General features: G+C 66.3%; 24 protein-coding genes and 1 tRNA gene. 4 read left to right on the forward strand and 21 right to left on the reverse strand.

From position 1 onward, the window contains the following. Positions 1-75: 75 nt before the first annotated feature. Entirely contained in the window at positions 76-870 is a 795-nt protein-coding gene (gene ppgK / locus AC57BR_RS10415; RefSeq protein ID WP_496360216.1) for a polyphosphate--glucose phosphotransferase, read from the forward strand. 657 nt (positions 871-1527) lie between these two features. Further along, complete coding sequence (locus AC57BR_RS10420; RefSeq protein ID WP_496360218.1) at positions 1528-1668, forward strand: hypothetical protein; 141 nt, start codon at positions 1528-1530, stop codon at positions 1666-1668. Between the two features lie 79 nt (positions 1669-1747). On the opposite strand, the gene AC57BR_RS10425 is transcribed toward AC57BR_RS10420, so the two are convergent. Beyond that, positions 1748-1829: transfer RNA gene (locus AC57BR_RS10425), tRNA-Leu, on the reverse strand. Between the two features lie 205 nt (positions 1830-2034). On the opposite strand from AC57BR_RS10425, the gene AC57BR_RS10430 reads away from it, so the two are divergent. Next, on the forward strand, positions 2035-2640 hold the full coding sequence (locus AC57BR_RS10430; RefSeq protein WP_496360220.1) for an ANTAR domain-containing response regulator: 606 nt from the start codon (positions 2035-2037) through the stop codon (positions 2638-2640). A gap of 148 nt (positions 2641-2788) precedes the next feature. Here the strand turns inward: AC57BR_RS10430 and pyk are convergent, their stop codons facing one another. From pyk to AC57BR_RS10490, 12 genes are all read right to left on the reverse strand, one after another. Further along, positions 2789-4306: a pyruvate kinase gene (gene pyk / locus AC57BR_RS10435; protein ID WP_496360222.1), complete on the reverse strand. Its 1518-nt coding sequence runs from the start codon at positions 4304-4306 to the stop codon at positions 2789-2791. Positions 4307-4375: 69 nt separating this feature from the next. Further along, entirely contained in the window at positions 4376-5833 is a 1458-nt protein-coding gene (locus tag AC57BR_RS10440; RefSeq protein ID WP_496360224.1) for a glutamate synthase subunit beta, read from the reverse strand. Continuing rightward, positions 5826-10442 carry a glutamate synthase large subunit gene (gene gltB, locus AC57BR_RS10445; protein ID WP_496360226.1) on the reverse strand — a complete coding sequence of 1539 codons (4617 nt, stop codon included), beginning with the start codon at positions 10440-10442 and terminating at the stop codon, positions 5826-5828. Before gltB ends, AC57BR_RS10440 begins: the two co-directional genes overlap by 8 nt. Positions 10443-10707: 265 nt before the next feature. Continuing rightward, positions 10708-12015, reverse strand: coding sequence for a prolipoprotein diacylglyceryl transferase (lgt, locus tag AC57BR_RS10450; RefSeq protein WP_496360228.1), 1308 nt, complete (start codon positions 12013-12015; stop codon positions 10708-10710). Between the two features lie 8 nt (positions 12016-12023). Then, positions 12024-12857, reverse strand: a complete 834-nt coding sequence (gene trpA, locus AC57BR_RS10455; protein ID WP_496360230.1) for a tryptophan synthase subunit alpha — start codon at positions 12855-12857, stop codon at positions 12024-12026. Continuing rightward, positions 12854-14176 carry a tryptophan synthase subunit beta gene (gene trpB, locus AC57BR_RS10460; RefSeq protein ID WP_496360232.1) on the reverse strand — a complete coding sequence of 441 codons (1323 nt, stop codon included), beginning with the start codon at positions 14174-14176 and terminating at the stop codon, positions 12854-12856. The genes trpA and trpB overlap by 4 nt, the downstream gene beginning before the upstream one ends. Before the next feature lie 93 nt (positions 14177-14269). Beyond that, positions 14270-15088, reverse strand: coding sequence for an indole-3-glycerol phosphate synthase TrpC (trpC, locus tag AC57BR_RS10465; RefSeq protein ID WP_496360234.1), 819 nt, complete (start codon positions 15086-15088; stop codon positions 14270-14272). Between the two features lie 2 nt (positions 15089-15090). Further along, positions 15091-15375, reverse strand: coding sequence for an HGxxPAAW family protein (locus AC57BR_RS10470; protein ID WP_496360236.1), 285 nt, complete (start codon positions 15373-15375; stop codon positions 15091-15093). 97 nt (positions 15376-15472) lie between these two features. After that, a complete protein-coding gene (locus AC57BR_RS10475; RefSeq protein WP_496360238.1) occupies positions 15473-16108 on the reverse strand; it encodes a Trp biosynthesis-associated membrane protein in 636 nt (211 codons plus the stop codon). After that, positions 16108-17685 carry an anthranilate synthase component I gene (locus tag AC57BR_RS10480; RefSeq protein WP_496360240.1) on the reverse strand — a complete coding sequence of 526 codons (1578 nt, stop codon included), beginning with the start codon at positions 17683-17685 and terminating at the stop codon, positions 16108-16110. Before AC57BR_RS10480 ends, AC57BR_RS10475 begins: the two co-directional genes overlap by 1 nt. A gap of 89 nt (positions 17686-17774) precedes the next feature. Further along, the gene (gene hisI, locus AC57BR_RS10485; protein WP_496360242.1) at positions 17775-18218 is read right to left on the reverse strand and encodes a phosphoribosyl-AMP cyclohydrolase; all 444 of its coding nucleotides are present in this window, start codon (positions 18216-18218) and stop codon (positions 17775-17777) included. A 165-nt stretch (positions 18219-18383) separates the two neighbouring features. Further along, entirely contained in the window at positions 18384-19124 is a 741-nt protein-coding gene (locus AC57BR_RS10490) for a hypothetical protein (RefSeq protein ID WP_496360244.1), read from the reverse strand. A gap of 278 nt (positions 19125-19402) precedes the next feature. On the opposite strand from AC57BR_RS10490, the gene AC57BR_RS10495 reads away from it, so the two are divergent. Beyond that, positions 19403-20047, forward strand: a complete 645-nt coding sequence (locus AC57BR_RS10495) for a TIGR03085 family metal-binding protein (protein ID WP_377953523.1) — start codon at positions 19403-19405, stop codon at positions 20045-20047. Between the two features lie 92 nt (positions 20048-20139). Here the strand turns inward: AC57BR_RS10495 and hisF are convergent, their stop codons facing one another. The 8 genes from hisF to ribD all read right to left on the reverse strand — a co-directional run bounded on the left by hisF (position 20140) and on the right by ribD (position 26021). After that, positions 20140-20916 (reverse strand): imidazole glycerol phosphate synthase subunit HisF, encoded by a 777-nt coding sequence (gene hisF / locus AC57BR_RS10500; RefSeq protein WP_307027100.1) that lies wholly within the window; start codon positions 20914-20916, stop codon positions 20140-20142. Between the two features lie 48 nt (positions 20917-20964). Beyond that, entirely contained in the window at positions 20965-21825 is an 861-nt protein-coding gene (gene hisG / locus AC57BR_RS10505; RefSeq protein WP_496360247.1) for an ATP phosphoribosyltransferase, read from the reverse strand. Between the two features lie 58 nt (positions 21826-21883). After that, a complete protein-coding gene (locus AC57BR_RS10510) occupies positions 21884-22147 on the reverse strand; it encodes a phosphoribosyl-ATP diphosphatase (protein ID WP_003801526.1) in 264 nt (87 codons plus the stop codon). A 153-nt stretch (positions 22148-22300) separates the two neighbouring features. After that, positions 22301-22783 (reverse strand): 6,7-dimethyl-8-ribityllumazine synthase, encoded by a 483-nt coding sequence (gene ribH / locus AC57BR_RS10515; protein ID WP_496360249.1) that lies wholly within the window; start codon positions 22781-22783, stop codon positions 22301-22303. Positions 22784-22802: 19 nt separating this feature from the next. Then, positions 22803-23504 carry a GTP cyclohydrolase II gene (gene ribA / locus AC57BR_RS10520; RefSeq protein ID WP_496360251.1) on the reverse strand — a complete coding sequence of 234 codons (702 nt, stop codon included), beginning with the start codon at positions 23502-23504 and terminating at the stop codon, positions 22803-22805. After that, on the reverse strand, positions 23501-24199 hold the full coding sequence (gene ribB / locus AC57BR_RS10525) for a 3,4-dihydroxy-2-butanone-4-phosphate synthase (RefSeq protein WP_496360543.1): 699 nt from the start codon (positions 24197-24199) through the stop codon (positions 23501-23503). The genes ribA and ribB overlap by 4 nt, the downstream gene beginning before the upstream one ends. Positions 24200-24225: 26 nt before the next feature. Next, positions 24226-24894, reverse strand: a complete 669-nt coding sequence (locus AC57BR_RS10530) for a riboflavin synthase (RefSeq protein ID WP_496360253.1) — start codon at positions 24892-24894, stop codon at positions 24226-24228. Then, the gene (ribD, locus tag AC57BR_RS10535; protein WP_496360545.1) at positions 24894-26021 is read right to left on the reverse strand and encodes a bifunctional diaminohydroxyphosphoribosylaminopyrimidine deaminase/5-amino-6-(5-phosphoribosylamino)uracil reductase RibD; all 1128 of its coding nucleotides are present in this window, start codon (positions 26019-26021) and stop codon (positions 24894-24896) included. The genes AC57BR_RS10530 and ribD overlap by 1 nt, the downstream gene beginning before the upstream one ends. Between the last annotated feature and the right edge of the window lie 8 nt (positions 26022-26029).

Raw genomic sequence — 26029 nt, forward strand, 5'->3', positions numbered from 1 at the left:
TGCCTCGGTTCGCTGCCACGCAAAGTCCGGACCCGGCAAATCCCTAAAACAGCTAACAGAGGACCAAACATAGGCATGACCTCACTTTCCATGATCGGCATCGACATCGGTGGCACCGGCATTAAGGGCGGCATCACTGACCTCACCACTGGCCGTCTTGAAGGAGATAGGGTCCATATCGCGACCCCAAGTCTGCGCACGCCACATGCCGTCGCCAACGTTGTCGCAGAAGTAGTCCAGGAACTGGAGCAGCGAATGGAAGCGCAAGGGGTGGGTGCACCGGTAGGGGTTACTTACCCCGGGATCGTCCAGCACGGCGTTGCCCGCTCAGCTGCAAACCTGGACCCTTCGTGGGTCGGCTTCGATATTCAAACCCTCTTCACAGACCGTCTTCATCGATTCGTCGAGGTCATCAACGACGCGGACGCTGCTGGCTTGGCGGAAGTGAAATTTGGTGCTGGTAAAGGTGTTACTGGCACAGCCCTGGCAATCACGCTGGGAACAGGCATCGGTTCGGCATTCGTATTCGATGGAAAACTCGTGCCCAACTCTGAACTGGGCCACCTCGAGATCGACGGGTTTGACGCGGAAACCAAGGCCTCGGCCGTCGCCCGCGAGAGAAACAACCTGAACTGGGAGCAATACAGCGAGGTCCTTCAACGCTATTTCTCTCACGTTGAATTCCTCTTCTCCCCCGACTTGTTCATAGTGGGCGGTGGGATCTCAGCTTGCGCCGACCAGTACCTTCCGAAATTGAAACTGAATACCCCGATCTTGCCGGCCAAACTAAGGAACGACGCGGGCATCATCGGCGCTGCCCTTCAGGTAGCTGCACTTCACCCGGATGCGATTGCAGCAAACTGCAATTAAGCCCTTCGTTGTAGCGTGCAGGTTGAAGTACACCCCAACCTGACGTCAGCACGCAGCTGCCGGGCTTTCGGGGTAGAGTTCGATTCCTTCTTTTCTGACGGCGGCTCTCGAAAACTCTTGGATCTCAACGTGACAGGGACACGTTGGTGCATCGCAACAGAGATGTCGGGACAGTTGGGCTGAGGGAGGCCACGCCGGACTGGGATTTCGGACGGCCGCGAACAAGTTCCCTAAAAGACAGAGCCGCACCACAGCCTGACGTACAGTTCCTCATCCGCTAAGGATGGTTCGGCGGGTCATCGTTCCGTCATGCAGTCACCCAACAGGCGGGCAATGAAGAGACATGAGAGACCAGCCAGGCAGCAGGCACAGCGCTTCGGGACACCGCGGCAAAGAATCCACAGCGTCATGTAGTCGACTCCGGCGGCAGCCATGAACAGCTATCGACGGAAAAACCGTCGATCCATGGAAGAAGGGCGGTGTGCATCATGGGCTACAACATAGGGCGACGCCGCCTCGCCGTCAGGCAGCATCGGACAGCCTCTGGGCGTCCGGGCGACCCCGATTCCCGACCAGTTGTGCGCAAGTCACGTCGTCCTCCCGCGAAACCACCATGGATAAGCAGATCAGCCACCTACAGCCGCCAAGGAGGAACTAGTGAACACCCAGCGATGCGATAAAGAAACCCACACCAAATTCTTCTCAGGTCATGTTGGCCGAGCCATAAAGGCCCATGAACTGGTAACGAACAACAACCGGTCCATCCAGGAAGGCAAGGAGGCAACCGGCCAGCAATGAAAAAGGCCCCCGAAGGGGCCACAAGTGAACAAAATGTGCACACTCAGAGGCAGAAAAGCCCCTGAACAGGGGAAACACGTGCCCGAGGTGGGACTCGAACCCACACACCTTTCGATACCGCATTTTGAGTGCGGCGCGTCTGCCAATTCCGCCACTCGGGCGCGGAGTACACGGAGTAACAATCGTAGGCTCACAGCGAAGTGTGATCAACGCAGCCACTACCAGTGCGCGGATTTACTCTACATGCAGATAGGCTAAAACCAGAATCGCGCCACTGCCGTCGCAACAAGCCATGCCGATCCAAGTACAAGCGCGGGGTCCAACTAAGATAGTCATAGTCCCGCCGTACCTTTTCAAGGAGATCCCGTGTCAGAACCGACGGAGTCAAACAAAACGTCCCAGCCGGCGCGCCGCGTAGTTGTGGCCGAAGACGAAACCCTCATCCGCCTGGACATCATCGAAATCCTGCGGGGCGAGGGCTACGACGTCATCGGCGAGGCCGACAACGGAGAGAAGGCCGTGCAGCTGGCCGAGGAGCTCAAGCCGGACCTGGTCCTCATGGACGTCAAGATGCCCGTCATGGACGGCATTTCCGCGGCCGAGAAGATCGTCAAGGCACGCATCGCCCCCGTGGTGCTGCTGACCGCTTTCAGCCAGAAGGAACTTGTGGAGCGCGCCCGCGACGCCGGCGCCATGGCCTACGTGGTGAAGCCGTTCACGCCCGCCGACCTGATCCCCGCCCTGGAGATCGCACTCTCCCGCCATGAGGAGATCAAGGCCCTCGAGAGTGAGGTCAGCGACCTGCAGGAGCAGTTCGCCACCCGCAAGCTCGTGGAACGCGCCAAGAGCCTGCTGACCACCAAGATGGGCCTGACGGAGCCAGAGGCCTTCCGGTGGATCCAGAAGACTTCGATGGACCGCCGCCTCAGCATGCGCGAAGTGGCCGAGACCATCATCAACCAGGTCAATTAGCCAAGAGCTACACCGAAGCGGAAGGACCCCGGCACACCGTGCCGGGGTCCTTCCGTTTCCCCCGAAACCGGAGCCAAAACCGGGAAACAAAAGGGAGGACCCCCGCCACCGGTGAACTGGTCGCGGGAATCCTCCCTTTCAGGTGCAGCTACTCAGCCGGAGCCGATGCAGCCTTGTCCTTCTTCTTCTTCTTTTCCGGCCACGGGCCGAGCTTTTCCTTCTTCTCGGTCGACTCGCCCGTGCGGGACGTGTCGGCGAGGTCGCCCACCTTGTGGACCTTCAGCGAGTTGGTCGAACCCGCCTTTCCTGGAGGGGAACCGGCAGCGATGACCACGAGGTCGCCGTCTTCCACGAGTCCCATGTCCAGCAGGCTGCGGTCCACCTGCGCCGTCATTTCATCCGTGTGGCCCACCGTTGCGACGAGCTGAGGCTGGATGCCCCAGGTCAGCGCCAGCTGGTTCCACACGTGCTCCACCGGAGTGAATGCGAAAACCGGCTTGATCGGGCGGAGGCGGGACAGGCGGCGTGCCGAGTCACCGGACTGCGTGAACGTACAGATGTACTTGGCGTCCAGCTGGTCGGCGATTTCGACGGCGGCACGGGTGATAGCGCCACCACGGGTCTTGGGCTTGGTGCCCAGCGGGGGGACGCGCTCCAGTCCGTGCTCCTCGGTGGACTCGATGATCCGGGCCATGGTCTTGACCGTCTCGATCGGGTACTTGCCCACGCTGGTCTCACCGGAGAGCATGACCGCGTCGGCGCCGTCGAGCACTGCGTTGGCGCAGTCGGAGGCCTCGGCGCGGGTAGGCCGCGGGTTGTCGATCATGGACTCGAGCACCTGGGTGGCCACGATGACCGGCTTGGCCCAGCGGCGTGCCAGTTCGATGGCGCGCTTCTGCACGATCGGCACTTCCTCCAGCGGAAGCTCCACACCGAGGTCGCCACGGGCCACCATGATCGCATCGAACGCGTCGATGATCTCGTGGAGCTGTTCCACGGCCTGGGGCTTTTCGATCTTGGCGATCACCGGAACGCGGCGGCCTTCTTCGTCCATGATCTCGTGGACGCGCTTGATGTCGCCGGCATCACGGACGAACGACAGGGCGACGAGGTCCACGCCGCGGCGGATGGCCCAGCGCAGATCGTCCTCGTCCTTTTCGCTCAGTGCGGGGACGTTGACGGCGACGCCGGGAAGGTTGATGCCCTTGTTGTTGGACACGAACCCGCCGACGGTCACCTGGGCAACGACCTTGACGTCGTCCACCTCAATGGCGCGCAGCGCCACCTTGCCGTCGTCGATCAGCAGGGCGTCGCCCGGGTTGACGTCCTCGGTCAGGCTCTTGAGCGTGGTGGAGCAGATCTCCTTGGTGCCCGGAACGTCCTCAGTGGTGATCGTGAAGGTGTCCCCCACAGCCAGCTCGTGGGGACCGTCGACGAAGCGGCCCAGGCGGATCTTCGGGCCCTGCAGGTCAGCCATGATGGCCACGGCCTTGCCGAGGTCGGCCGCGGCCTTGCGGACATTTTCATAGGTGTTGTCGTGCACGGAGTAGTCGCCGTGGCTCATGTTCATGCGGGCTACATCAACGCCGGCTTCCAGCACCGCGAGGGTGTTTTCATAGCTGGCAATGGCCGGTCCGAAGGTGGCCACAATCTTTGCGCGTCTCATATACCTACCCTATTTGTCACTTGCATTGGTTAAGTTGTCCCGGAGATGAATTTCAGCCCCGGATCGGCGCTACAGGACGGCTATGGCACGGTCCGTCGGAGCGACAGGAGCAGGAAGGATGGTGCTTCCCATCAGGTACTTGTCCACCGCCGCAGCGGCCGCACGGCCTTCGGCAATGGCCCACACGATCAGGGACTGTCCACGGCCGGCGTCGCCTGCCACGAAGACCCCCTCGGTGTTGGTCATGTAGTAGCCGTCGCGGGCCACGTTGCCGCGGCCGTCGAACTCGGCGCTGACCTGCTCGGTGATGCCGGCCGGCTCGGCTCCGGTGAAGCCGAGGGACAGGAACACCAGGTCAGCGGGGATGATCCGCTCGGTGCCGGCCTTGGGGAGGCGCTTGCCGTCCACGAATTCGGTCTCTGCAACCTTGACGCCGGTCAGCTTGCCGTCCTCGCCCACGAATTCCACGGTGGAGGCGAGGTACGTGCGCTCACCGCCTTCCTCGTGGGCGCTGGCCACCTCGAAGAGGGTCGGGAACGTCGGCCACGGCTGGTGGCCGGCGCGTTCCAGCGGCGGCTGCTTGCCGATGGCCAGGGTGGTCACCGACGCTGCCTGGTGGCGGTGCGCCGTGCCGATGCAGTCCGCGCCGGTGTCGCCGCCGCCAAGGATGACGACGTGCTTGCCGCGGGCGTCGATGTGGTTCTCCGGGGACTCCCCCGCCACCACGCGGTTGGAGGGCACCAGGTAATCCATGGCGAAGTGCACGCCGGCAAGGTCGCGGCCCGGGATGGGCAGATCACGCGGAACCGTGGCACCGGTGGCGATGACCACGGCGTCGTAACGGCGGCGCAACTGCTCCCAGGTGACGTCCGTACCGACGGCGACGCCGGTGCGGAAGCGGGTGCCTTCGGCTTTCATCTGCTCAAGCCGGCGGTCCACCTGCTCTTTTTCCATCTTGAAGTCGGGGATGCCGTAGCGCAACAGGCCACCGATCTTGTCGTCGCGTTCGTAAACGGCCACAGTGTGGCCCACGCGGGTCAGCTGCTGTGCAGCCGCCAGTCCGGCAGGGCCGGAACCGACGACGGCGACCGTCTTGCCGGTGAGGCGGTGCGGGGGCAGCGGGTTGACCCAGCCGTTGTCGAAGGCCTCATCGATGATGGAAACCTCGACCTGCTTGATGGTCACGGCGGGCTGGTTGATGCCCAGCACGCAGGACGCCTCGCACGGGGCGGGGCAGAGCCGGCCAGTCCATTCGGGGAAGTTGTTGGTGGCGTGCAGCCGCTCAATCGCTTCCTCGCCCTTGTCCCGCCACATGAGGTCGTTCCACTCGGGAATCAGGTTTCCCAGCGGGCAGCCCTGGTGGCAGAACGGCACGCCGCAGTCCATGCAGCGGCCGGCCTGGCTCTTCAGGACACCCTTTTCCTGGGCCTCGTAGACTTCCTTCCAGTCCATGATGCGGACGGGAACGGGACGGCGCGGCTGGGTTTCACGCTGACGTACTTTCAGAAATCCGCGTGGATCAGCCACCGGTCACCTCCAGGATTCGAGACCAAACTTCTTCGCCGTCGGGGTCAAGGCCCTCTTCGATGGCGTCAAGACGGGTTTGCAGCACTGCGGCGTAGTCGCGCGGCAGCACCTTGGTAATGCGGGCAGCGGTGTCGTCGAAGTTGTCGAGCAGACGCGCAGCCAGCTGGGATTCGGTTTCCTCCACGTGCTTGACCAGCAAGCCGTGGACGATGTCGCGGTCCTCGGCGTCCAGCTCGACGAGCTGGAGTTCGCCGGACTGCAGGGCTTCCTTGTTGACCCGGGCGGTGTCCAGGTCCAGCACGTAGGCCGTGCCGCCGGACATGCCCGCGCCAAAGTTCCGGCCGGTGCGTCCGATGATCAGCGTCTGGCCGCCGGTCATGTACTCACAGCCGTGGTCGCCGATGCCTTCAACAACAGCGGTGGCGCCCGAGTTGCGGACCAGGAAGCGTTCGCCCACCTGGCCGCGCAGGAACAGCTCGCCGCTCGTCGCGCCGTAACCGATCACGTTGCCGGCCACGACGTTCCGCTCGGCCTGGAACACGTTGGAGCGGTCCGGGCGGACGATGATCCGGCCGCCGGAAAGGCCCTTGCCGACGTAGTCGTTCGAGTCGCCGTACATGCGCAGCGTGATGCCGGCAGGCAGGAAGGCGCCCAGCGACTGCCCGGCGGTGCCGTTGAGCGTGATGTCGATGGTGTCCGTCGCCAGCACGTCCGTGCCGAACGTCTTGGTCACGACGTGGCCCAGCATGGTGCCCACCGAACGGTCGGTGTTGATGACGTCAACGGTGATCTTCACCGGGGCACGGTCGGTCAGCGCCTCGGCGGCCATGGTGATGAGCCGCTGGTCGAAGTGCTTGTCCAGCTCGTGGTTCTGGCCGGTCAGGTTCCGCAGCGGGGCGTCGTCGTCGAACTCGAGGCCATGCAGGATCGGATCCAGGTCCAGGCCCTCGGCCTTCCAGTGGCTGATGGCCTCCTGGGTGTCCAGCATTTCGGCGTGGCCGATCGCTTCCTCAATGCTCCGGAAACCAAGCTCCGCGAGGATCTCGCGGACTTCCTCGGCCAGGAACTCGAAGAAGTTCACCACGAACTCCGGCTTGCCGCTGAAGCGGGCGCGCAGCTCGGGGTTCTGTGTGGCAACACCCACCGGGCAGGTGTCCAGGTGGCAGACGCGCATCATGATGCAGCCCTCAACCACCAGCGGCGCGGTGGCGAAACCGAATTCCTCGCCGCCGAGCAGCGCGGCGATGACGACGTCGCGGCCGGTCTTGAGCTGGCCGTCCACCTGCACGACGACGCGGTCGCGCAGGCCGTTGAGCATGAGGGTCTGCTGGGTCTCTGCGAGACCCAGCTCCCACGGCACACCGGCGTGCTTGAGCGAGTTCAGCGGCGAGGCGCCGGTACCGCCGTCGTGCCCGGAAACAAGCACGACGTCGGCCTTGGCCTTGGTAACACCAGCGGCAACTGTGCCGATGCCCACCTCGGAGACGAGCTTGACGTGCACCCGGGCCGAGGGGTTAGCGCGCTTGGCATCGTAGATGAGCTGCGCGAGGTCCTCGATCGAGTAGATGTCGTGGTGCGGGGGCGGGGAGATGAGTCCGACACCGGGGGTCGAGTGGCGCGTCCGGGCAACCCACGGGTACACCTTCTGGGCCATCAGCTGGCCGCCCTCGCCGGGCTTGGCGCCCTGCGCCATCTTGATCTGGATGTCGTCCGCATTGGTCAGGTAGAGGCTCGTGACGCCGAAACGGCCCGAGGCGATCTGCTTGACGGCGGACCGGCGCTCCGGATCCAGCAGGCGGTCCACGTCCTCGCCGCCTTCACCGGTGTTGGACTTGCCGCCCAGCCGGTTCATGGCGATTGCGAGGGTCTCGTGGGCTTCCTTCGAGATGGAGCCGTAGCTCATGGCACCCGTGGAGAAGCGCTTGACGATGCTGGAGACCGGCTCGACTTCCTCGAGCGGCACGGCGGGACGCACACCGTCCTTGAACTTGAGCAGACCGCGCAGGGTCATCAGGTTCTCGGACTGGTCGTCCACGCCCTTGGTGTACGCCTTGAAAATGTCGTAGCGGCGCTCCCGCGTGGCGTGCTGCAGCCGGAAGACCGTCTCCGGGTTGAAGAGGTGCGGCTCGCCATCGCGGCGCCACTGGTACTCACCGCCGCCCAGCAGCGGGCGGTGCGGCTGTTCGATGCCGCCCTCGGGGTAGGCCATCTGGTGCCGCGCGGAGACTTCTGCCGCGATGACGTCCAGGCCCACGCCACCCAGCTGGGAGTGCGTGCCGGCGAAGAATTCATCCACGAGCTCCTGGCCCAGGCCAAGCGCTTCGAAGGTCTGCGCGCCGGTGTAGGACGCCACGGTGGAGATGCCCATCTTGGACATGATCTTCAGGACACCCTTGCCGAGGCCCTTGATCAGGTTGTAGACGCCGTCCTGCGGGGTCACGCCGACCACGTCGCCGGCGGCGATGAGCTGCTCGACGGATTCCATGGCCAGGTACGGGTTCACGGCGGACGCGCCGTAGCCCACGAGGACAGCCACATGGTGCGTCTCGCGGACGTCGCCGGCCTCGACCACCAGGGCGGTCTTGGTGCGGTTTGCACTGCGCAGCAGGTGGTGGTGCACGGCGCTGACAAGCAGCAGGGACGGGATCGGGGCCCACTGGGCGTTCGAGTCGCGGTCGGAGAGGACCACGTACTGCACGCCGCGGTTGATGGCACCGGACACCTGCTCGCAGATTTCGGTGAGCCGGGCGCGCAGCGCGTTCTCGCCGCCCTCGGGGCGGTAGAGGCCGCGGACCTTCATCGCGACCCGGTTGCCTTCGGCGTCCTCGATGTTGGCGATCTTGGCGAGCTGGTCGTTGTTGATCACCGGGAACGGCAGGGAGACCTGCGGCTGGCGCACCTGCTTGGTGTCCAGGAGGTTGCCGTTGGGGCCGATGGCGCAGGTCAGGGAGGTGACCAGCTCCTCACGGATGGCGTCCAGCGGCGGGTTGGTGACCTGCGCAAAGGACTGCACGAAGTAGTCGAAGAGCAGTCGGGGGCGCTTGGACAGCACGGCCACCGGGGTGTCGGAGCCCATGGCGCCCAGCGGTTCGGCGCCGGTGCGGGCCATCGGGCCCAGCAGGATCTTCAGCTCTTCGGTGGTGTAGCCGAAGGTGCGCTGGCGGATGTTCACGGACGCCGCGGTGTGCACCACGTGCTCGCGTTCCGGCAGTTCGTTGAGGTCGATCAGGTTGTCCTTGACCCACTCGGCCCAGGGGTTCGCCGCGGCAACCTCCGCCTTGACTTCCTCATCGCCGATGATGCGGCCGGCCTCGGTGTCCACCAGGAACATCTTGCCCGGCGAGACGCGGCCCTTCTTGACCACCTTGGAGGGTTCGACGTCGATGACGCCCACCTCGGAGGCGAAGACGACCAGGCCGTCTTCGGTGATCCAGTACCGGCCGGGGCGCAGGCCGTTGCGGTCCAGGGTGGCGCCCACGAGGGCGCCGTCGGTGAACGAGACGGCAGCGGGGCCGTCCCAGGGTTCCATCAGGAGGGAGTGGTACTCATAGAACGCACGGCGGGCCGGATCCATCGTGGCGTGGTTTTCCCAGGCCTCGGGGATCATCATCATGATGGCGTGCGTGATGGGGCGCCCGGACAGCCACAGCAGTTCGGCAACCTCGTCGAAGGACGCGGAGTCGGACGCGCCGGGCGTGCAGATCGGGAACAGCTCTTCCGGTGAGTCTCCCAGCAGCGGGTTGGCGAGCTGGGACTGGCGGGCGCGCATCCAGTTCCGGTTGCCCTTGACGGTGTTGATTTCACCGTTGTGGGCGATGGTGCGGAACGGCTGGGCCAGCGGCCAGGACGGGAAGGTGTTGGTGGAGAAGCGCGAGTGGACGATCGCCAGCTTGGTCTTGAAGCGCTTGTCCGAAAGGTCCGGGTAGAACGGCTCCAGCTGGGCCGTGGTCAGCATGCCCTTGTAGACGATGGTCCGGGAGGACAGCGACGGGAAGTACACACCGAACTTGTTCTGGGCGCGCTTGCGGATGCGCCAGGCGCGGCCGTCCAGGTCGTTGCGCTCCAGCTGCTCGCCGGTGGCCGAGGCGAAGAACGGCTGCGAGAAGTACGGCATGCAGGCGCGCGCCATGGCACCGACCAGGTCGGCGACGACGGGAACTTCGCGCCAGCCCAGGACAGTGAGTCCCTCGTCGGCGGCCAGGCCCTCGATGCCGGCTTTGGCGGCGTCGGCCTCACGCTGCTCAGCGGGCAGGAAGGCGGTGCCCACCACATACTGGCCGGGGGCCGGAAGTTCGAATTCGGTGACGGCACGGAAGAACTCGTCCGGCACCTGCATCAGGAGGCCGGCGCCATCACCCGTTCCCTCGTCGGCACCGACGGCACCGCGGTGCTCGAGGTTGCGCAGCGCGGTAAGGGCGGCGTCGACGATGTCGTAGCCGGGCTCGCCGCGCAGGGTGGCGATGATCGCAAGACCGCAGGCGTCCTTCTCCTGCTCCGGGTTGTAGAGCCCGGATGCCTCGGGGAGCGCCGCGAACCGTTTGAACGGCGACATGGCGGCGTCCGGCTGGTTCGGTTCGGACCAGCTGGGGCTTGAAAGAGTTTGGGTCATGGGAGACGTCCTTCCTCCTGATCGTGCGTATGGAAGGGACAACGTTGGCCCCACTCAGAGCGCCACTGTGATGGGCGCAACAAAGTGTTACTGCTTAATGGAAATTGTAGGGCAGGCATGCGTGCTGAACTAACAGTTACGCAAGCATCCGCCCCGGGCTTGACCGGCCAGCAGCTCTATGCTGACCGGAGTTGGCCTGTGCCACGACGCTGTGGTGGTGGGCGCTCCGAGCGGTAACTCTCTGCTGCCCTGGTACCGGTGCCTTCTAGCGTGAGCTGTCGGCCTCCGGCGCGGTTCCGGCGTCTGTGCCACCGGACTTTCCGGTGTTCCGCGACTCCGCGGCGGTTGGGGTGCCGCCGGTGGATGCCGGGACTGCTTCCGTTTGGGCAGAAGCTAGCCCGGAACCGTTTTGGTTATCAGGGAGATTATCACGCGATTCACTATCTGAGACAACAGGGTCCGTATCACGGACCGGATTGCCGGTCACATTCGGGGCGGAAGCGGGGCCCTTTGGCGTGTCCTTGCCCGCCGCCGGACCTGCCGTTCCGGCATCTGACCCTTCAGCAACGGCGGGCTTCCCGCCGTCGGCCTCCCCGGTGACCGCCATCCCGGCGTCGGCGTTCCCGCCGTCGTTCATAGCGGCCACCGCGGGTGCCGGCTCGCGGCCCGGCAGGTAGACGCTCTCCGCGTTGCCGTCCTTGCGCCGGCCCAGCACAATGAACACGGCCAGGGCGGCGACGAACACGAAGATGCTGGTCCAGACGTTCAGGCGGGTGGTGATCCCGAACAGGCTGATCTGTTCGGCATCATCGATCCGCATGGCCTCGATCCAGACCCGGCCCAGGGTGTAGTACATGGCGTACAGCCAGAAGAGCCGGCCGCGGCGGAAGTGGAACCGCCGGTCGAGGGCCAGCAGGATCAGCACACCCGCGATGTTCCAGAGCGATTCATAGAGGAACGTGGGGTGGAAGAGGGTGTCCGCCGGATATCCGGCCGGGAAATTGGCGTTGTCCGCGTCCACCTGGAGTCCCCACGGCAGCGTGGTGGGACCGCCGAAGAGCTCCTGGTTGAAGTAGTTTCCCCACCGGCCGAGGGCCTGCGCCAGCAGCAGCCCCGGGGCGGCGGCATCGATGAAGGCCGTGAGCTTGACCCCTGCACGGCGGCACCCGATCCAGGCGCCGAAGGCACCCAGCACCACGGCACCCCAGATTCCAAGGCCGCCCCGCTGGATCTGTGGAATCAGGGACAGGTCCCCGGTGCCGTCGAAGCCGGGACCGAAGTACGCGTCCGGGGAAGAAAACACATGGTAGAGGCGGCCGCCGATGATGCCGAAGGGGATGGCCCAGATGGCAATGTCCCAGACGCTGCCTTCGGGCGCTCCGCGCCTGGCCCAGCGGACGGATGTCAGCCACAGGCCGACGACGATCCCCGCCAGGATGCACAGGGCGTAGGCGTGGATACGGAGCGATCCCCACGGCAGCGGAATATCGAACCCCGACCAGTCCGGGCTCGGGATGCTTGCAGGCACCATGCCGGCTGGAACCAGGGCTGCTGCGGTGAGGAGCGTCTGCATGGTTGCGGTTACTTCCTGGCCAGTCCGGTACTGAGGTCTTTGGTGAGCTGTGCAACCGCGTCAACGCCGCCGTCGCGCACGGCCGCCACAAGTGCCGAGCCGACGATCACGCCGTCCGCGTAGGCCGCGATCTCGGCGACCTGCTCGGCCGTGGAGACGCCGAGGCCCACGCACACCCGTTCCGCGCCGGCAGCCTTCGCTGCGGCCACGACGCCGGTGGCCGCATCGCTTACCGCCGTGCGGGCACCGGTGACGCCCATGATGGAGACTGCGTAGACGAAGCCACGGCTCGCCTCCACCGTCCGGCGCATGCGCTCGGGCGTGGAGGAGGGCGCCACCAGGAAGACACGGTCCAGGCCGTACTTCTCCGACGCGTCCATCCACTCGGCTGCCTCGTCCGGGATCAGGTCGGGGGTGATGAGCCCTGCTCCCCCGGCCTCGGCCAGGCGGCGCGAGAACTCGTCCACGCCCATGCGGACCACGGGGTTCCAGTACGTCATGACCAGGACGGCGGCGTCGGTTTGGCTGGTGATGCCGGCGACGACGTCAAAGACCTGCCGGACGTGGAAACCTTTGGCGAGGGCCTCGGTGGTGGCTGCCTGGATGACCGGGCCGTCCATGACCGGGTCGGAGTAAGGGATGCCGATCTCGATCAGGTCTGCGCCGTTGCGCGCCAGGGCGATGCCTGCGGCGATGGTCTCCTCGACGCTGGGGTACCCGGCGGGCAGGTAGCCGATCAGGGCCGCACGGCCTTCCGCGCGGGCCTTGTCGATGGCAATGGCCGACTTGCTCGTGGCGGATTTGCTGGTGGCCGAATTGCTGGTGTTATGCGCCGTGGTCATAGCTGCTCCCCTTCCTTGCCGATGGCTGCTTCAGCCGAATCCTTGTCCAGAAGGTCGAACCACTCTGCTGCGGTGGCAACGTCCTTGTCTCCCCTGCCGGACAGGTTCACGATCACGATCTTGTCCGAGGCCCCGGCGGAGCCGCCTTCCGCTGCCAGCCGCTGGCCCACCTTGATGGCGCCGGCCAGGGCGTGGGAGGACTCGATCGCAGGAATGATGCCCTCGGTGCGGCACAGGATCCGGAACGCTTCCATGGCTTCGCTGTCCGTGATCGACTCGTAGCTGACGCGCCCGATGTCGGCCAAGTAGGAGTGCTCGGGTCCGACGCCCGGGTAGTCCAGGCCCGCGGAGATGGAATGTGACTCGATGGTCTGGCCGTCGTCGTCCTGCATCAGGTAGGAACGGGCGCCGTGCAGCACGCCGGGGCGGCCAAGGGTGATGGTGGCCGCGTGGCGGCCGGTCTCGACGCCGTCCCCGCCGGCTTCGAAGCCGTAGATCTTCACGGACGGGTCATCGAGGAAGCCGTGGAAAATGCCGATGGCATTGGAGCCGCCACCGATGCAGGCACAGACGGCGTCGGGCAGGCGCCCGGCCTGCTCGAGGATCTGCGAGCGGGCCTCCTCGCCGATGACTTCGTGGAAGTACCGGACCAGGGCCGGGAACGGGTGTGCGCCCGCTGCCGTGCCCAGCAGGTAATGGGTGTTGCCGACGTTGGCCACCCAGTCCCGGAGGGCTTCGTTGATCGCGTCCTTGAGGGTCTGCGAACCGTTGGTGACGGGGATGACCGTGGCGCCCAGGAGCTCCATCCGCGCCACGTTTAGCGCCTGCCGGCGGCAGTCCTCGGCACCCATGTAGACCACGCATTCGAGGCCCAGCAGGGCGGCAGCGGTGGCGCTTGCCACGCCGTGCTGGCCTGCACCGGTTTCGGCGATGACGCGTGTCTTGCCCATCCGCTTGGCAAGGAGTGCCTGGCCCAGCACGTTGTTGATCTTGTGCGAGCCGGTGTGGTTCAGGTCCTCGCGCTTGAGGAAGATCCGGACGCCGCCGGCGTGCTCGGCAAAGCGCTTAGCCTCGGTCAGGAGCGAGGGCCGGCCGGAGTAGTTCTTGTTCAGGTCCGCGATCTGGGCGATGAACTCGGGATCGGCCTTGGCCTTCTCGAACGTGTCCTCGAGTTCGTCCAGGGCCGCGATCAGTGACTCGGGCATCCAGCGGCCACCGTAGGCGCCGAAGTAGGGTCCCGGGGCGTGGCGCAGCGAGCCTCCCTGCAGGAATGCATCCACCGAGCCCTGGTCAGAGCCGGCTGTTGGCGCGTCGGCCATCAGTCTCACCATCCTGTTCACTTTTCTTATTGATGTCAGGCGCCATCTGTCCGCACGGCGTGCGGACAGACGGCACCAGGGTTGGGTGGGAGTTCAGGCCCGGGCGGCGATGGCCGCGGCCCCGGCCGCTGTGAACTCCGCGATGCGTTCACGCGGGGTGGCGTCGCTGACGAGCGCCTCTCCCACGAGGATGGCGTTGGCGCCGTGCGCCGCGTAGTGCGCGACGTCGTCGGCGTTCCGAACGCCCGACTCCGCCACCACCACAGCACCGGAGGGAATGCTGCCGGCGAGTGAGGCGAAAACGGACCGGTCGACGTCGAGCGTCTTGAGGTTGCGGACGTTGACGCCGATGATCCGGGCGTCGGCGGCCACGGCGCGCTCGACCTCCTCCGGCGTGTGCGTTTCCACCAGCACGTTCATGCCGAGCTCGCGGCTCAGGGCACTGAATTCGCGCAGCTGCTGGTCGGACAGGGCGGCCACGATCAGGAGGATGAGGTCCGCACCGTGGGCGCGGGCTTCCCAGATCTGGTACTCGTCCAGCGTGAAGTCCTTGCGCAGCAGCGGGACGTCCACCCGGGCGCGGACGGCGTCCAGGTCAGCCAGCGAACCGTTGAACCGGCGCTGCTCCGTGAGCACACTGATCACTGCGGCTCCGCCGTCGGCGTACTGCACGGCCAGCGATGCGGGGTCCGCGATGCTGGCGAGGTCGCCCTTGGAGGGGCTGCGGCGCTTGATCTCGGCGATGACCTTCAGCTCGCCGCGGTCCGCGGACGCCCCGCCGAGGGCAGCCCAGGCGTCCCGGGCAGGAGCCACCGCGAGGGCGCGGTCCTTCAGTTCCGCGAGGGACACGAGGCGCTTCCGGTCCTCCATGTCCTCCCTGACACCGGCGTTGATGTCGTCGAGAACAGTCACGATTAGTGGCCGGTGTTCTTGATCTTGCTGCCGCCCACGCCATAGCCGGCCTTGCGCATGATGAAGCCGGCCAGCAGGCCGACGAACATGACCGCGATGCCGGCCCAGAAGATCGGGGTGCTGGCAATGACGAACGCAATGGAGGCGATGAGGGCGCCGATGAGCATGACGATCACGCAGGTCCAGGCGGCCGGGCTGTTGCCGTGGCCCAGGTCAATGCTGTGGTCGATGCCGTGGTGCTCCTTGGGGGCCGCGGGCTTTGTACCGGAAACAGTGGCTTTGCTCATGTGAATCTCCTCAGGATCAATACTGCTTACATTCTGCCATTTTTTGCCGCGGCCTTCGGCATCGCGGCCGGGGTGCGTGGCTGCGTGACCGGCCGGCTCAGGTGGGGTCGTCGCCCCGGGAGAGCCTGTCCCAGCTGTCGATCTCGTCCACGGGACCGGTCTGCTCACCTGCGGGACCGGACGCCGCGGAGTCGTATTTGGTCCGGGATTTCCAGTACCGCCCCGCCGGAACCACCAGCAGGCCGCAAACGGCCAGCAGGGAACCTGCGACGACGGCGAGCACCGGGAAGGCGCTGACGCTTACGTCCGCGCTTCCACCCGAGACACCGGTGGCGGCGGCGATGGATCCCTGGGCCGCGGCAAGGGGATCAGCGAGAACGGTGGCAGCCGCCGTGATGATGCCGGCAGCCGCCAGCACGATGATGGCCGTGATGACCCAGCGTGCGATCTTTCCGGCGATGGAGGCCGCGAGGCCGCCGGCCAGCGCGACCAGGGCCAGGGCCGTGACCGTGGTGGCGGCTTTACTGCCCTGGACCTGGAGACCGCCTTCGCTGCCTGCGCCCTGGCCCAGCTGCTGGGGGTCCAGGTGCACCGTCAGCCAGGTCTGGGTGGTGGTGCCGAAAACCGCCAGCGCCAGGGCCGCGATCAGCAGCACCACCGTGGACTTGCGCGCCCAGCCCGGGACCGTGCTGCGCGTTTTGCCCGGCACGGCGGATCCTGCGGGAACCGCCATCAGGAGTTTGCCCCCGTGACGGAGTCGGGGGCGCTGACGGAGTCCGGCGTGATGTTGTGCAGCGAGCCGGCCGTGTGGACGGCCCGCAGCGGGGCCGCCGCCTTGTTGACGGTTTCCTGCGCCTCGGCCGGGTTGCTCGAGTCCGCCACGATGCCGCCGCCCGCCTGGACGTACGCGCGTCCTTCGCGCAGCAGTGCGGAGCGGATGGCGATGGCCATGTCCATGTCACCGGCGAAGTCCAGGTAGCCCACCACGCCGCCGTAGATGCCGCGGCGGTGCGGCTCGAGTTCATCCAGGAGCCGCAGTGCCCGGGGCTTCGGGGCGCCGGATAGGGTCCCGGCCGGGAAGGTGGCCTTCAGGACGTCGTAGGCTTTCGCCGTCGGAGCCAGGCGTCCGACGACGGTGGAGACCAGGTGCATGATGTGGCTGAAGCGCTCCACCTCCATGAACTGGGTGACGTCCACCGAACCCGCCACGCAGACCTTCGAAAGATCGTTCCGTGACAGGTCCACCAGCATGAGGTGTTCTGCCCGTTCCTTCTGGTCGGCGAGGAGTTCCTCGGCCATTGCCTTGTCCGCGTCCACGGTCTTGCCGCGGGGCCGTGAACCGGCAATGGGGTGCGTGATGACGTCCTCGCCAGTGACGGTCACCAGCGCCTCAGGCGAGGAGCCGACGATCGAGTACTCCCGGCCGGCGGCGTCCTCGAGGCTGAAGATGTACATGTACGGGCTCGGGTTGGTGTTGCGCAGCACCCGGTAGACGTCCAGCGGCGACGCCCCGCACTCCATCTCGAAGCGGCGGGAGATGACCACCTGGAAGACTTCGCCGTCCACGATCGCCTCCTTGCCCCGGTCGAGGGCGGCGAGGTACTCGGGCTCGTGCCAGCGTTCCTGGACGCTGGCGGCAAAATCGAGGGCGGCCGGCTCCAGCACGGACACCGGCTGGAGCACCGGGGTGCTGATGCGGGCCAGCAGTTCCTTCACGCGGGCAACGGCGTCATGCCAGGCCTCGTCGACGCGTTCGGAGCTGTTGTCGAAGTTGATGGCGTTGGCGATGAGCAGCACCGTGCCGTCCATGTTGTCGTGGACGGCCATGTCCGTGACGAGGTTCAGCGCCAGTTCGGGAAGCTGCAGGTCGTCCTCGGGCGGGCTGGTGAGCTTCTCCCAGTGACGGACCGTTTCCCAGCCAAGGAAGCCCACCAGGCCGGAGGTGAAGGGCGGGAGCCCGTCGAACCGGTCGGTGCGCAGCGCCTCGATGGTGTCGCGGATGGCATCAACAGGGTTTCCGTCCACGGGCACACCCGCCGGTGGCTCGCCCAGCCAGTGCGCCTGTCCGTCCTTGGTGGTCAGCGTGGCGCGGGACCGGGAACCGATGAAGGAGTAGCGGGACCAGGCACCGCCGACAGCCGCCGACTCCATGAGGAACGTGCCCGGCTGGCCCTGCGCCAGCTTCCGGTACAGCCCGATGGGCGTTTCGGCGTCCGCCAGCACCTTGAGCCGGACAGGGATGACGCGGCTGTGGGCGGCGAGTTCCCGGAATTCTTCCAGGCCAGGGCTGATGATTCCGAGGTCCTGCATCGCTATTGGTTCTCCGTCTGTTCTTGGTTAATGCCTGGGTGTGCGGGCCTGCTGGCTGCAGGGGCCGGATGGGTGGGAGGGGCGGGCCGCTAGTTGGCCGGGCCTGCCACGACGTCGAAGGCCCGGCCGTCAAAGCAGGTCCGTGTACCGGTGTGGCATGCTGCCCCCACCTGGTCCACCCGCACGAGGAGGGCGTCGCCGTCGCAGTCCAGGGCCACCGACTTGACCCACTGCACATGGCCGGACGTGTCACCCTTGCGCCAATACTCCTGGCGGGACCGCGAATAGAACGTCACGCGGCCGGTGGTCATGGTCCGGTTCAGGGCCTCGTCGTCCATCCAGCCCAGCATGAGGACCTCATTGGTGTCGAACTGCTGCACGATGGCAGCCACGAGTCCGGCCCCGTCCCGCTTCAGCGCCGAGGCAATTTCGGCCGGCAGGGGGCTCCCCGGCAGAAGGCTCTCGCCGACGCCGGAGGAAAGGGCATCGGCGGGAGGGGCGGGGGCGGGGCTGGGGGCGGGCTGCTCAGACATCACGTCAAGTCTAGTGCCCATCCCGGGACGCTGGCACAAACGCCCAGGCGTCCCCTCCCCAGGAGGAGGCACCGCACGGCCCGCAGGGGCTTTGAGCCACCTTCGGACCGTGCGGTCAACTGCTATTCAACGGGGGGAGTATTTTCGTCCGGCCAGGGAACCCGGTCAGGAGGCGGAACGCTTCACAACGACGTCGTCGACGTAGCTGTCGCCCATCTGGCGCGGGTGCTCGGCACCGAACTGGACCCTGCTCAGGGTTGTGGAGGGCAGATTCACCGTCCTGTTGAACACCTGGACAGTCCCGAACCAGATCTGGATGGCGGACCTGGCGCCGTCCGCGCGCACCTGCATCCTGATGTGCTGCCAGGTGTTCAGCGGAACGCTGGCGGCCTGGAGCCTGGTGTAGGTGACGGTGCCGTTCGGATTAGCGACCCGCAGCCACAACTGTCCGTTGGCGTTGTTGCGGAAAACATCCGCCACCCTCGTCGCGCCCGAGAAGAACCGGACGTACGGCACATTGTTGCCGGCAAGGCCGCCAGTGGTGATGTTGACCCAGGCGTCCGCGCTGGCCCGCTTTGTTCCGGCCGCCAGCCCCACATACATTTTCGCTATTGAACCTGATGTGTCAGTGGCACGGATTCTGACCGAGCATGTTCCCGAGTGTGCCTTGGGGCTCGTCACGGCCACAGTTCCGATCCCCGCAACGCTTCTGGTGAACGGCGACAGGGTGTTCCCCTCGAAGTTGGTGGCCGTCACGAGCGTCCCGGTGAAGGTGGTGCTGGTAGGGGCTGCCAGGCCAGTCCGGCATGTCGCCGCCATGGCTGCGTTAGCGGACCCGAAAATCAAACTGCCCGATACAAGCAGCCCGAGGCTGCCGAGTGTGCCCATTTTCTTTAGAGTGCTCATTACTTTTCCTCACGCCACAGATGAAGTTGTCTTGTTCGCTCCACTGCAGCCTTCCGGCTCACCCCCGGAAGCAGACCAAATGCGTCTGACGATGCGCTGGAGCCAGTTGCGTGCACTCCCCCTGCAAATACTTGGTGCATCAGCTTGGAAAAAGCTTGGAGTTTCTTGAAGCATCTTCCGTTTCGGGAAGGGCGCAGCACCGGCGTGAAGAAAGCCACAAATTCACCGATATCAACAGACTGCGCAACTCCACCGGGGACGTGCTAGTTTTCCAAGTGATGCATTTCGTCGATCCGTCCCGAGAAGTCCTGGCCGAGACCCTGCTGGCGGCCGGTCCTGACTCCCCCACGCTCTGCAAGGGCTGGAAGACCAGGGACCTCGCAGCCCACCTTTACCTGCGCGAGCGGAAGGCTGCCGTTGGGCTGGGCCTGATCATCAAGAGCCTGTCCAAGGCTTCGGACAAGGCAACTGCCCGGCTGGCCGGAAAGCTCAGGACGGCCGACGACTACGCCAAGCTCGTGAACTCCTTCCGCGCGGGACCGCCCGCGCTCTCGCCCATGAAGATCAAGGCGCTGGATGAGAGTTCCAACCTCATCGAATACTTCGTCCACACGGAGGATGTCCGGCGTGCCGTCGACCGCTGGGCGCCCCGGGCCCTCGACGAGGAATACTCGGACGCCCTGTGGGACGAGCTGGTCAAGCGCGCCGCCATCCTGTACCGCGGCGTCGATCTGGGCATCGTCCTGGTCAGCCCCTCCGGCCCCCGCCACGTGGCCAAGCGCGCTCCGGTGTCCGTGGCCATCGTCGGGGAGCCCGGCGAACTGCTGATGCACGCCCACGGCCGCACGCGCCATGCGCTGGTGACCTTCGAAGGCCAGCCGGACGCCGTCGCCCTCCTCCAGTCAGCCGAAGTAGGGCTGTAACACAGCAACGCGGGGTCAGTTACCGCCCAATAACCTCGGGTTTTTGGGCGGTAAGTGACCCCGCGTTGCCTGTCCTGAGCCGCGGGCGGGGACTAGCGGACCTCGAAGCCGGCGTCGCGGATTGCGGTCTTGACCTGCGACATCATGTCGTCCGGGCCCCAGTGGAAGATGGACGCGGCGAGGACGGCGTCCGCTCCGGCCTGCACGGCGGGCGGGAAGTGCGCAGGCTCCCCCGCGCCACCGGAGGCGATGATCGGAACCTTGACTGCGGACCGGACCAGCCGGATGAGCTCGAGGTCGAAGCCGTCCTTGGTGCCGTCGGCGTCGATGGAGTTCAGCAGGATTTCGCCGACCCCGCGGTCCGCCGCTTCCTTGGCCCAGGCGATGGCGTCGATTCCGGTGCCCTGGCGGCCACCGTGGGTGGTCACTTCAAAGCCCGACGGCGTGGGCTGGGATCCGGGGCGGACGCGCCGTGCGTCCACGGACAGCACCAGCACCTGGGAACCGAAGTGCCGGGTGATTTCGTCGATGACGTCGGGACGGGCCACGGCCGCGGTGTTGATGGATGCCTTGTCGGCTCCGAAGCGCAGCAGCTTGTCCACCTCGGCCACGCCGCGGACGCCGCCGCCGACGGTCAGCGGGATGAACACCTCCTCGGCGGTGCGGCGGACGACGTCGAACGTCGTTTCCCGGTTGCCGGAGGAGGCGGTCACGTCCAGGAAGGTGAGTTCGTCGGCGCCGGCGTTGTCGTAGCGGTGGGCCAGTTCCACGGGGTCCCCGGCGTCGCGGAGGCCTTCGAAATTGATGCCCTTGACCACGCGGCCGGCATCAACGTCCAGGCAGGGAATAACGCGGACGGCTACAGCCATGACTTCTCCTGTTGTACTGCTGGGGTGTGCGGTGGAAGGAAAACCGGGTCAGATCCGGCAGGCGTGGATGCTGCTGACCAGGATGGCGCGCGCGCCGAGGTCGTACAGCTCGTCCATGATCCGGTTGGTTTCCTTCTTGGGCACCATGGAGCGGACGGCCACCCAGTCGGAATCGCGCAGCGGCGAGACGGTGGGTGATTCCAGGCCGGGGGTGAGGCCGGCGGCCTGCTCCACGAGCTCCTTGCGGATGTCGTAATCCATGAGCACGTACTGGCGCGCCACCAGGACGCCCTGCAGGCGGCGGATCAGGACGTCAATTTCCTTGGCCGTGCCGTTGGCTGCGCCGCCCTCGCCGGTGCGGCGGATGAGGACGGCCTCGGACTTGAGGATCGGATCGCCGAAGATCTCCATGCCGGCGGCCTTGAGGGTGTTGCCCGTTTCGACGACATCGGCGATGGCGTCCGCGACGCCGAGACGAACAGAGGATTCCACTGCACCGTCCAGCCGTACCACCTTCGCCTTGATCCCGCGCTCCGCCAGGTAATCGCGCAGGAGACCGTCATAGCTGGTGGCCAGGCGCTTGCCCTCGAGTTCCTCCACACCGCTGAAGTCGCCGATCGGTCCGGCGAAGCGGAACGTGGAGGCGGCAAAGCCCAGCGGAAGCAGTTCCTCAGCCTCCACCTGCGCGTCCAGCAGCAGGTCGCGGCCGGTGATTCCGACGTCGAGCGTTCCCTGCCCGACGTAAACGGCGATGTCCCGGGGGCGGAGGAAAAAGAACTCGATGTCGTTGTCGGGGTCCACCATGACCAGCTCGCGGCTGTCACGGCGCTGGCGGTAGCCCGCCTCGGAGAGCATGGCGGAGGCGGCTTCGGACAGGGATCCCTTGTTGGGTACGGCTACACGCAGCATTAGGAGGTCTTTCTGGTTTGGAAGTTTGTGTCAGGCAAGCGGGGCCACGCAGAGGCGGCTAGAGATGCTTGTAGACGTCTTCCAGGCTGAGTCCTTTGGCGAGCATCAGGACCTGCAGGTGGTACAGGAGCTGCGAGATCTCCTCGGCGGCGGCTTCGTCGGATTCGTACTCGGCTGCCATCCAGACTTCAGCCGCTTCCTCCACGACTTTCTTGCCGATGCCGTGGATTCCCGACTCCAGTTCGGCGACGGTGCGGGAGCCCTCGGGGCGGGTCGCTGCCTTCTCGCTCAGTTCGGCGAACAGCGTCTCGAAATTCTTCACGCCCTCCAGCCTACTTGCTCGGGGCCGGGGCCCGCCTGTCGGGCGGTTCCATGACGGCGGGGATGTGAGCGATTGCACACGTTTGAATGCTTGCGCCCGCACCCCCGCCACGCCCCGGAACTGGGAAAATATTCTCTAGTAGTGCTTGAGCACTTAGTAGTTTTTGAGCAGCAGTGCCGTGGCCAGTGCCGCTGTGACGGCCTCGTGCCCCTTGTCTTCCGACGATCCGGGCAGTCCGGCCCGGTCCAGGCCCTGCTCTTCGGTGTCGCACGTCAGCACACCGAACCCGACCGGCACGCCGGTGCTGACACTGACATCGGTAAGTCCCGACGTCGCGGCCTGGCAGACGTAGTCAAAGTGCGGCGTTCCGCCGCGGATGACGACACCGAGGGCGACGACGGCATCAAAGTGCGGTGCCAGCCGCGCGGCGGCGACGGGGAGCTCGAAGCTGCCCGGGACGCGCAGCACCGTCGGCTCGTTGATGCCGGCGTCCTTGGCCGCCCGAAGGGCGCCGTCCAGGAGGCCGTCCATGATCTGCGTGTGCCAGCTTGCCGCCACGATCGCCAGCTTCAGCTGCGAGGTTTCCGCGGGGTCGAGGGTGGTGAGGTCAATCTGGGGTGCGCCGTGTCCGCTCATAAAAGTCTTCGTGATCCGTTCAGTCTTGTTCGTGGTCAAAAGTGTCAGTGCCGGTGCGGGGCAGGCCGGCGGTCTCGGTGTCGAGGGTCAGCAAGTGGTCCATGCGGTCCTTTTTGGTCTGCAGGTACCTGAGGTTCTGCTCCCGGGACGGCACCTCGGTGGGTACCATCTCGACGACCTTGACTCCCGCGAGAGCCAGGCGGTTCTGCTTGTCCGGGTTGTTGCTCAGCAGCCGGATCTCGTGCAGGCCCATCTCGGCCAGAATCTGCGCGGCAGCTTTGTAGCAGCGGGCGTCCACGGGCAGTCCCAGCTGCTCGTTGGCCTCAACGGTGTCGAACCCGGCCTCCTGCAGGGCGTAGGCCTTGATCTTGTTGGCCAGCCCGATGCCCCGGCCTTCCTGCCCGCGGAGGTACAGCAGCGTGCCGCCGTTCTCAGCGATCAGCTCCAGGGCGTAGGCGAGCTGCTCGCCGCAGTCACACCGGTAGGAGCCAAAAACATCGCCGGTGAGGCATTCGGAGTGCAGGCGCACCAGCGGCGCCTTGCCGTCCTTGGGCGGGTTCGGGGAGCTGACCGCAAGGTGTTCGGCGCCGGTCACCAGATCGGTCCAGGCCTGCGTCACGAAATCACCGAACGCCGTGGGCAGCTGGACCACCGGGCCGCTGCTCACCGGGTGCGGCTGCCGGCCGTTGCTGCCCGGTTCCGCTGTTTGAAATGCCGTCATCGTGTTTCCCCTTCTCCGGCCGGACTGACTTCCAAAGTGCTCTCCTGTGAAGATACACGGTTGCCAGCTCCCAGATAGGAAACCAGGTCCTCGATCGAAATCAAGGGGCAGCCGTGCTCGGCAGCGAAAACCCGGAGGCCGTCCAGCCGCATCATCTCCCCGTCGTCATACACAACTTCAGCGATCACGCCCACCGGCTCCAGGCCGGCGAGCCGGCAGAGGTCGACGGCCGCTTCGGTGTGGCCGGGGCGTTCACGCACTCCCCCATTAACGGCCCGCAGCGGGAAAATATGCCCGGGGCGGGTCAGGGTGTCTGGGCCGCTGGCCGGATCGGCGATGACGCGGGCGGTGAGGGCCCGGTCGGTGGCGGAGATGCCGGTGCTGACGCCGGTGGCGGCGTCGCAGGACACTGTGTAGGCCGTGCCCTTCGAATCCTGGTTGACCTCCACCATGGGCGGCAGTTCCAGCGCGTCGGCCCGGGCGCCGTCGAGCGGCACGCAGATGACGCCGGAGCTGTACCGGATGGTCCAGCCCATGAGAGCAGGGGTGGCGTGCTGGGCCGCGAAAATGATGTCGCCTTCGTTTTCCCGGTCTTCGTTGTCCACCACCAGCACCGGCCGGCCGGCCGCCATGGCGCGGACAGCGTCCTCAATCGGATCCAGCCTCAGGGGAACAGAGGTCAGGTCGCCGGTAATCGCGGCGTCAAGCTTTGCCGTGCCGTTCACAGCTGAACCCCGCCTTCAGTAACTACGGAAGCCTCCGTGCCGGACTCCGTGCCTTCAGAGCGGAAAGCGAGCAGCCGCTCGGTGTACTTGGCCAGCACGTCGACCTCAAGGTTGACCCTGGCGCCGGCCGGCTTGGCCCCGAGGCCGGTGTCGGCCAGGGTTGTGGGGATGAGGCCCACCTCGAACCAGGGCGCCGTCTCGGCTGCCGGGCTAACCGCGGTGACCGTGAGGGAGACGCCGTCGATGGCGATGGACCCCTTTTCCGCTATGTAGCGGGCAAGCCGCCGGGGCACGCCGAACCGGAGCCGTTCCCAGTTTCCCTTTGGCTCGCGTTCGAGCAGTTCGCCCACGCCGTCCACGTGGCCCTGGACCACGTGGCCGTCAAGGCGCCCGCCGGCGGGGACGCAGCGTTCCAGGTTGACGGGATCGCCTGCCACAAGCTCGCCGATGGTGCTGCGGACGAGTGTCTCGCCCATGACGTCGACGCTGAAGTCCTTGCCTTCGATGGCCGTGGCCGTGAGGCAGACGCCGTTGACGGCGATGGAGCCGCCCAGCGGCAGCCCTTCAGCGGTCCCCGGGGCGTGGAGGCGCAGCGTTGCGCTTGTGTCCCCGTTCCGGTCCACGGAGAGGACCTTTCCCTGTTCGGCGATAATTCCGGTGAACATCAGTAGCCTCCCATGGCTGTGCCCGCTGCGGTGCGGACAGGTAGTGATTTGGTTGATGTGGATTGTCTTGATATCGGCTGCGCCGCTGCGGGCGGGTCTTGGGTCCGGTGGGGCACGGTGGATTCCTCCGGGAGCAGGTGCAGGCGAAGGTCCCGGCCGAGGAACTGGACCGCCCCGCCGGACGCGGCATCCCATTCCCAGCGCTGCGCCTCCGCCAGCGTTCCGATGCCGAGGCCGTTGAGGGCCGGCGTTCCGGAGCCGAGCAGCGTGGGCGCCAGGTAGACGATGAGTTCGTCCACAAGGCCCTCGGCCAGGAAGGCGCTGAGGATCCTCGACCCGCCCTCCACCATGACGTGCCTGGTGCCCGCGGCGAACAGCATGGCCAGGGCCTCCCGTGGGTCCCGGGTCGGAAGGTGCAGGACCTTGCCGTCGTCGCCGCGCACGGCAGCGTCCGCCGGCACGTCGCGAAGTCCCATGACCGCGCGCAGCGGCTGGTTTCCGGTGGCGTCGCCGTTGGCGTCGCGTGCTGTCAGACGGGGGTTGTCCACCAGCACGGTCTGCGTTCCCACGAGGATGGCGTCGATCCGGTTTCGGATGCCGTGGTTGTCCGCCAGGGACTCCGGGCTGGAAATCCACTGGCTGGTTCCGTCCTCGGCCGCAATCCGGCTGTCCAGCGTCTGGGCGATGTGCAGGGTGACGAAGGGTCGCTTCGCCTCGACAGCCTGGAACCAGCGCCGGTTCAGCTCCAGCGCACGCTCGGCGGCCAGCCCACTGCGGACGCTGACTCCCGCCGCCCGCAGGGTGGTGGCCCCGCCGGCGGCGGGGTCATGGGGGTCGTCGACGGCGTACACGACGTTCGCTATTCCGGCGTCGATGATGGCCTGCGCGCACGGTCCCGTGCGGCCCACATGGTTGCACGGCTCCAGGGTGACCACCATGGTGGACCCGTGAAGGTCGACGCCGGCGCTGACCGCCGCCGCTATCGCGTCGGCTTCTGCGTGCGCGGTGCCGGCACCGCGGTGGTATCCCGTCGCCAGCTGGCGGCCGTCAGGTCCGACGACGACGGCACCTACCAGCGGATTGGCCCCCCTGGGGCCCTGGAGGGCCGCTTCCAGGGCAGTGTCCATGGCGGCTG

This window comes from Arthrobacter sp. BGA-UO-ETr-C19, from assembly GCF_059568005.1.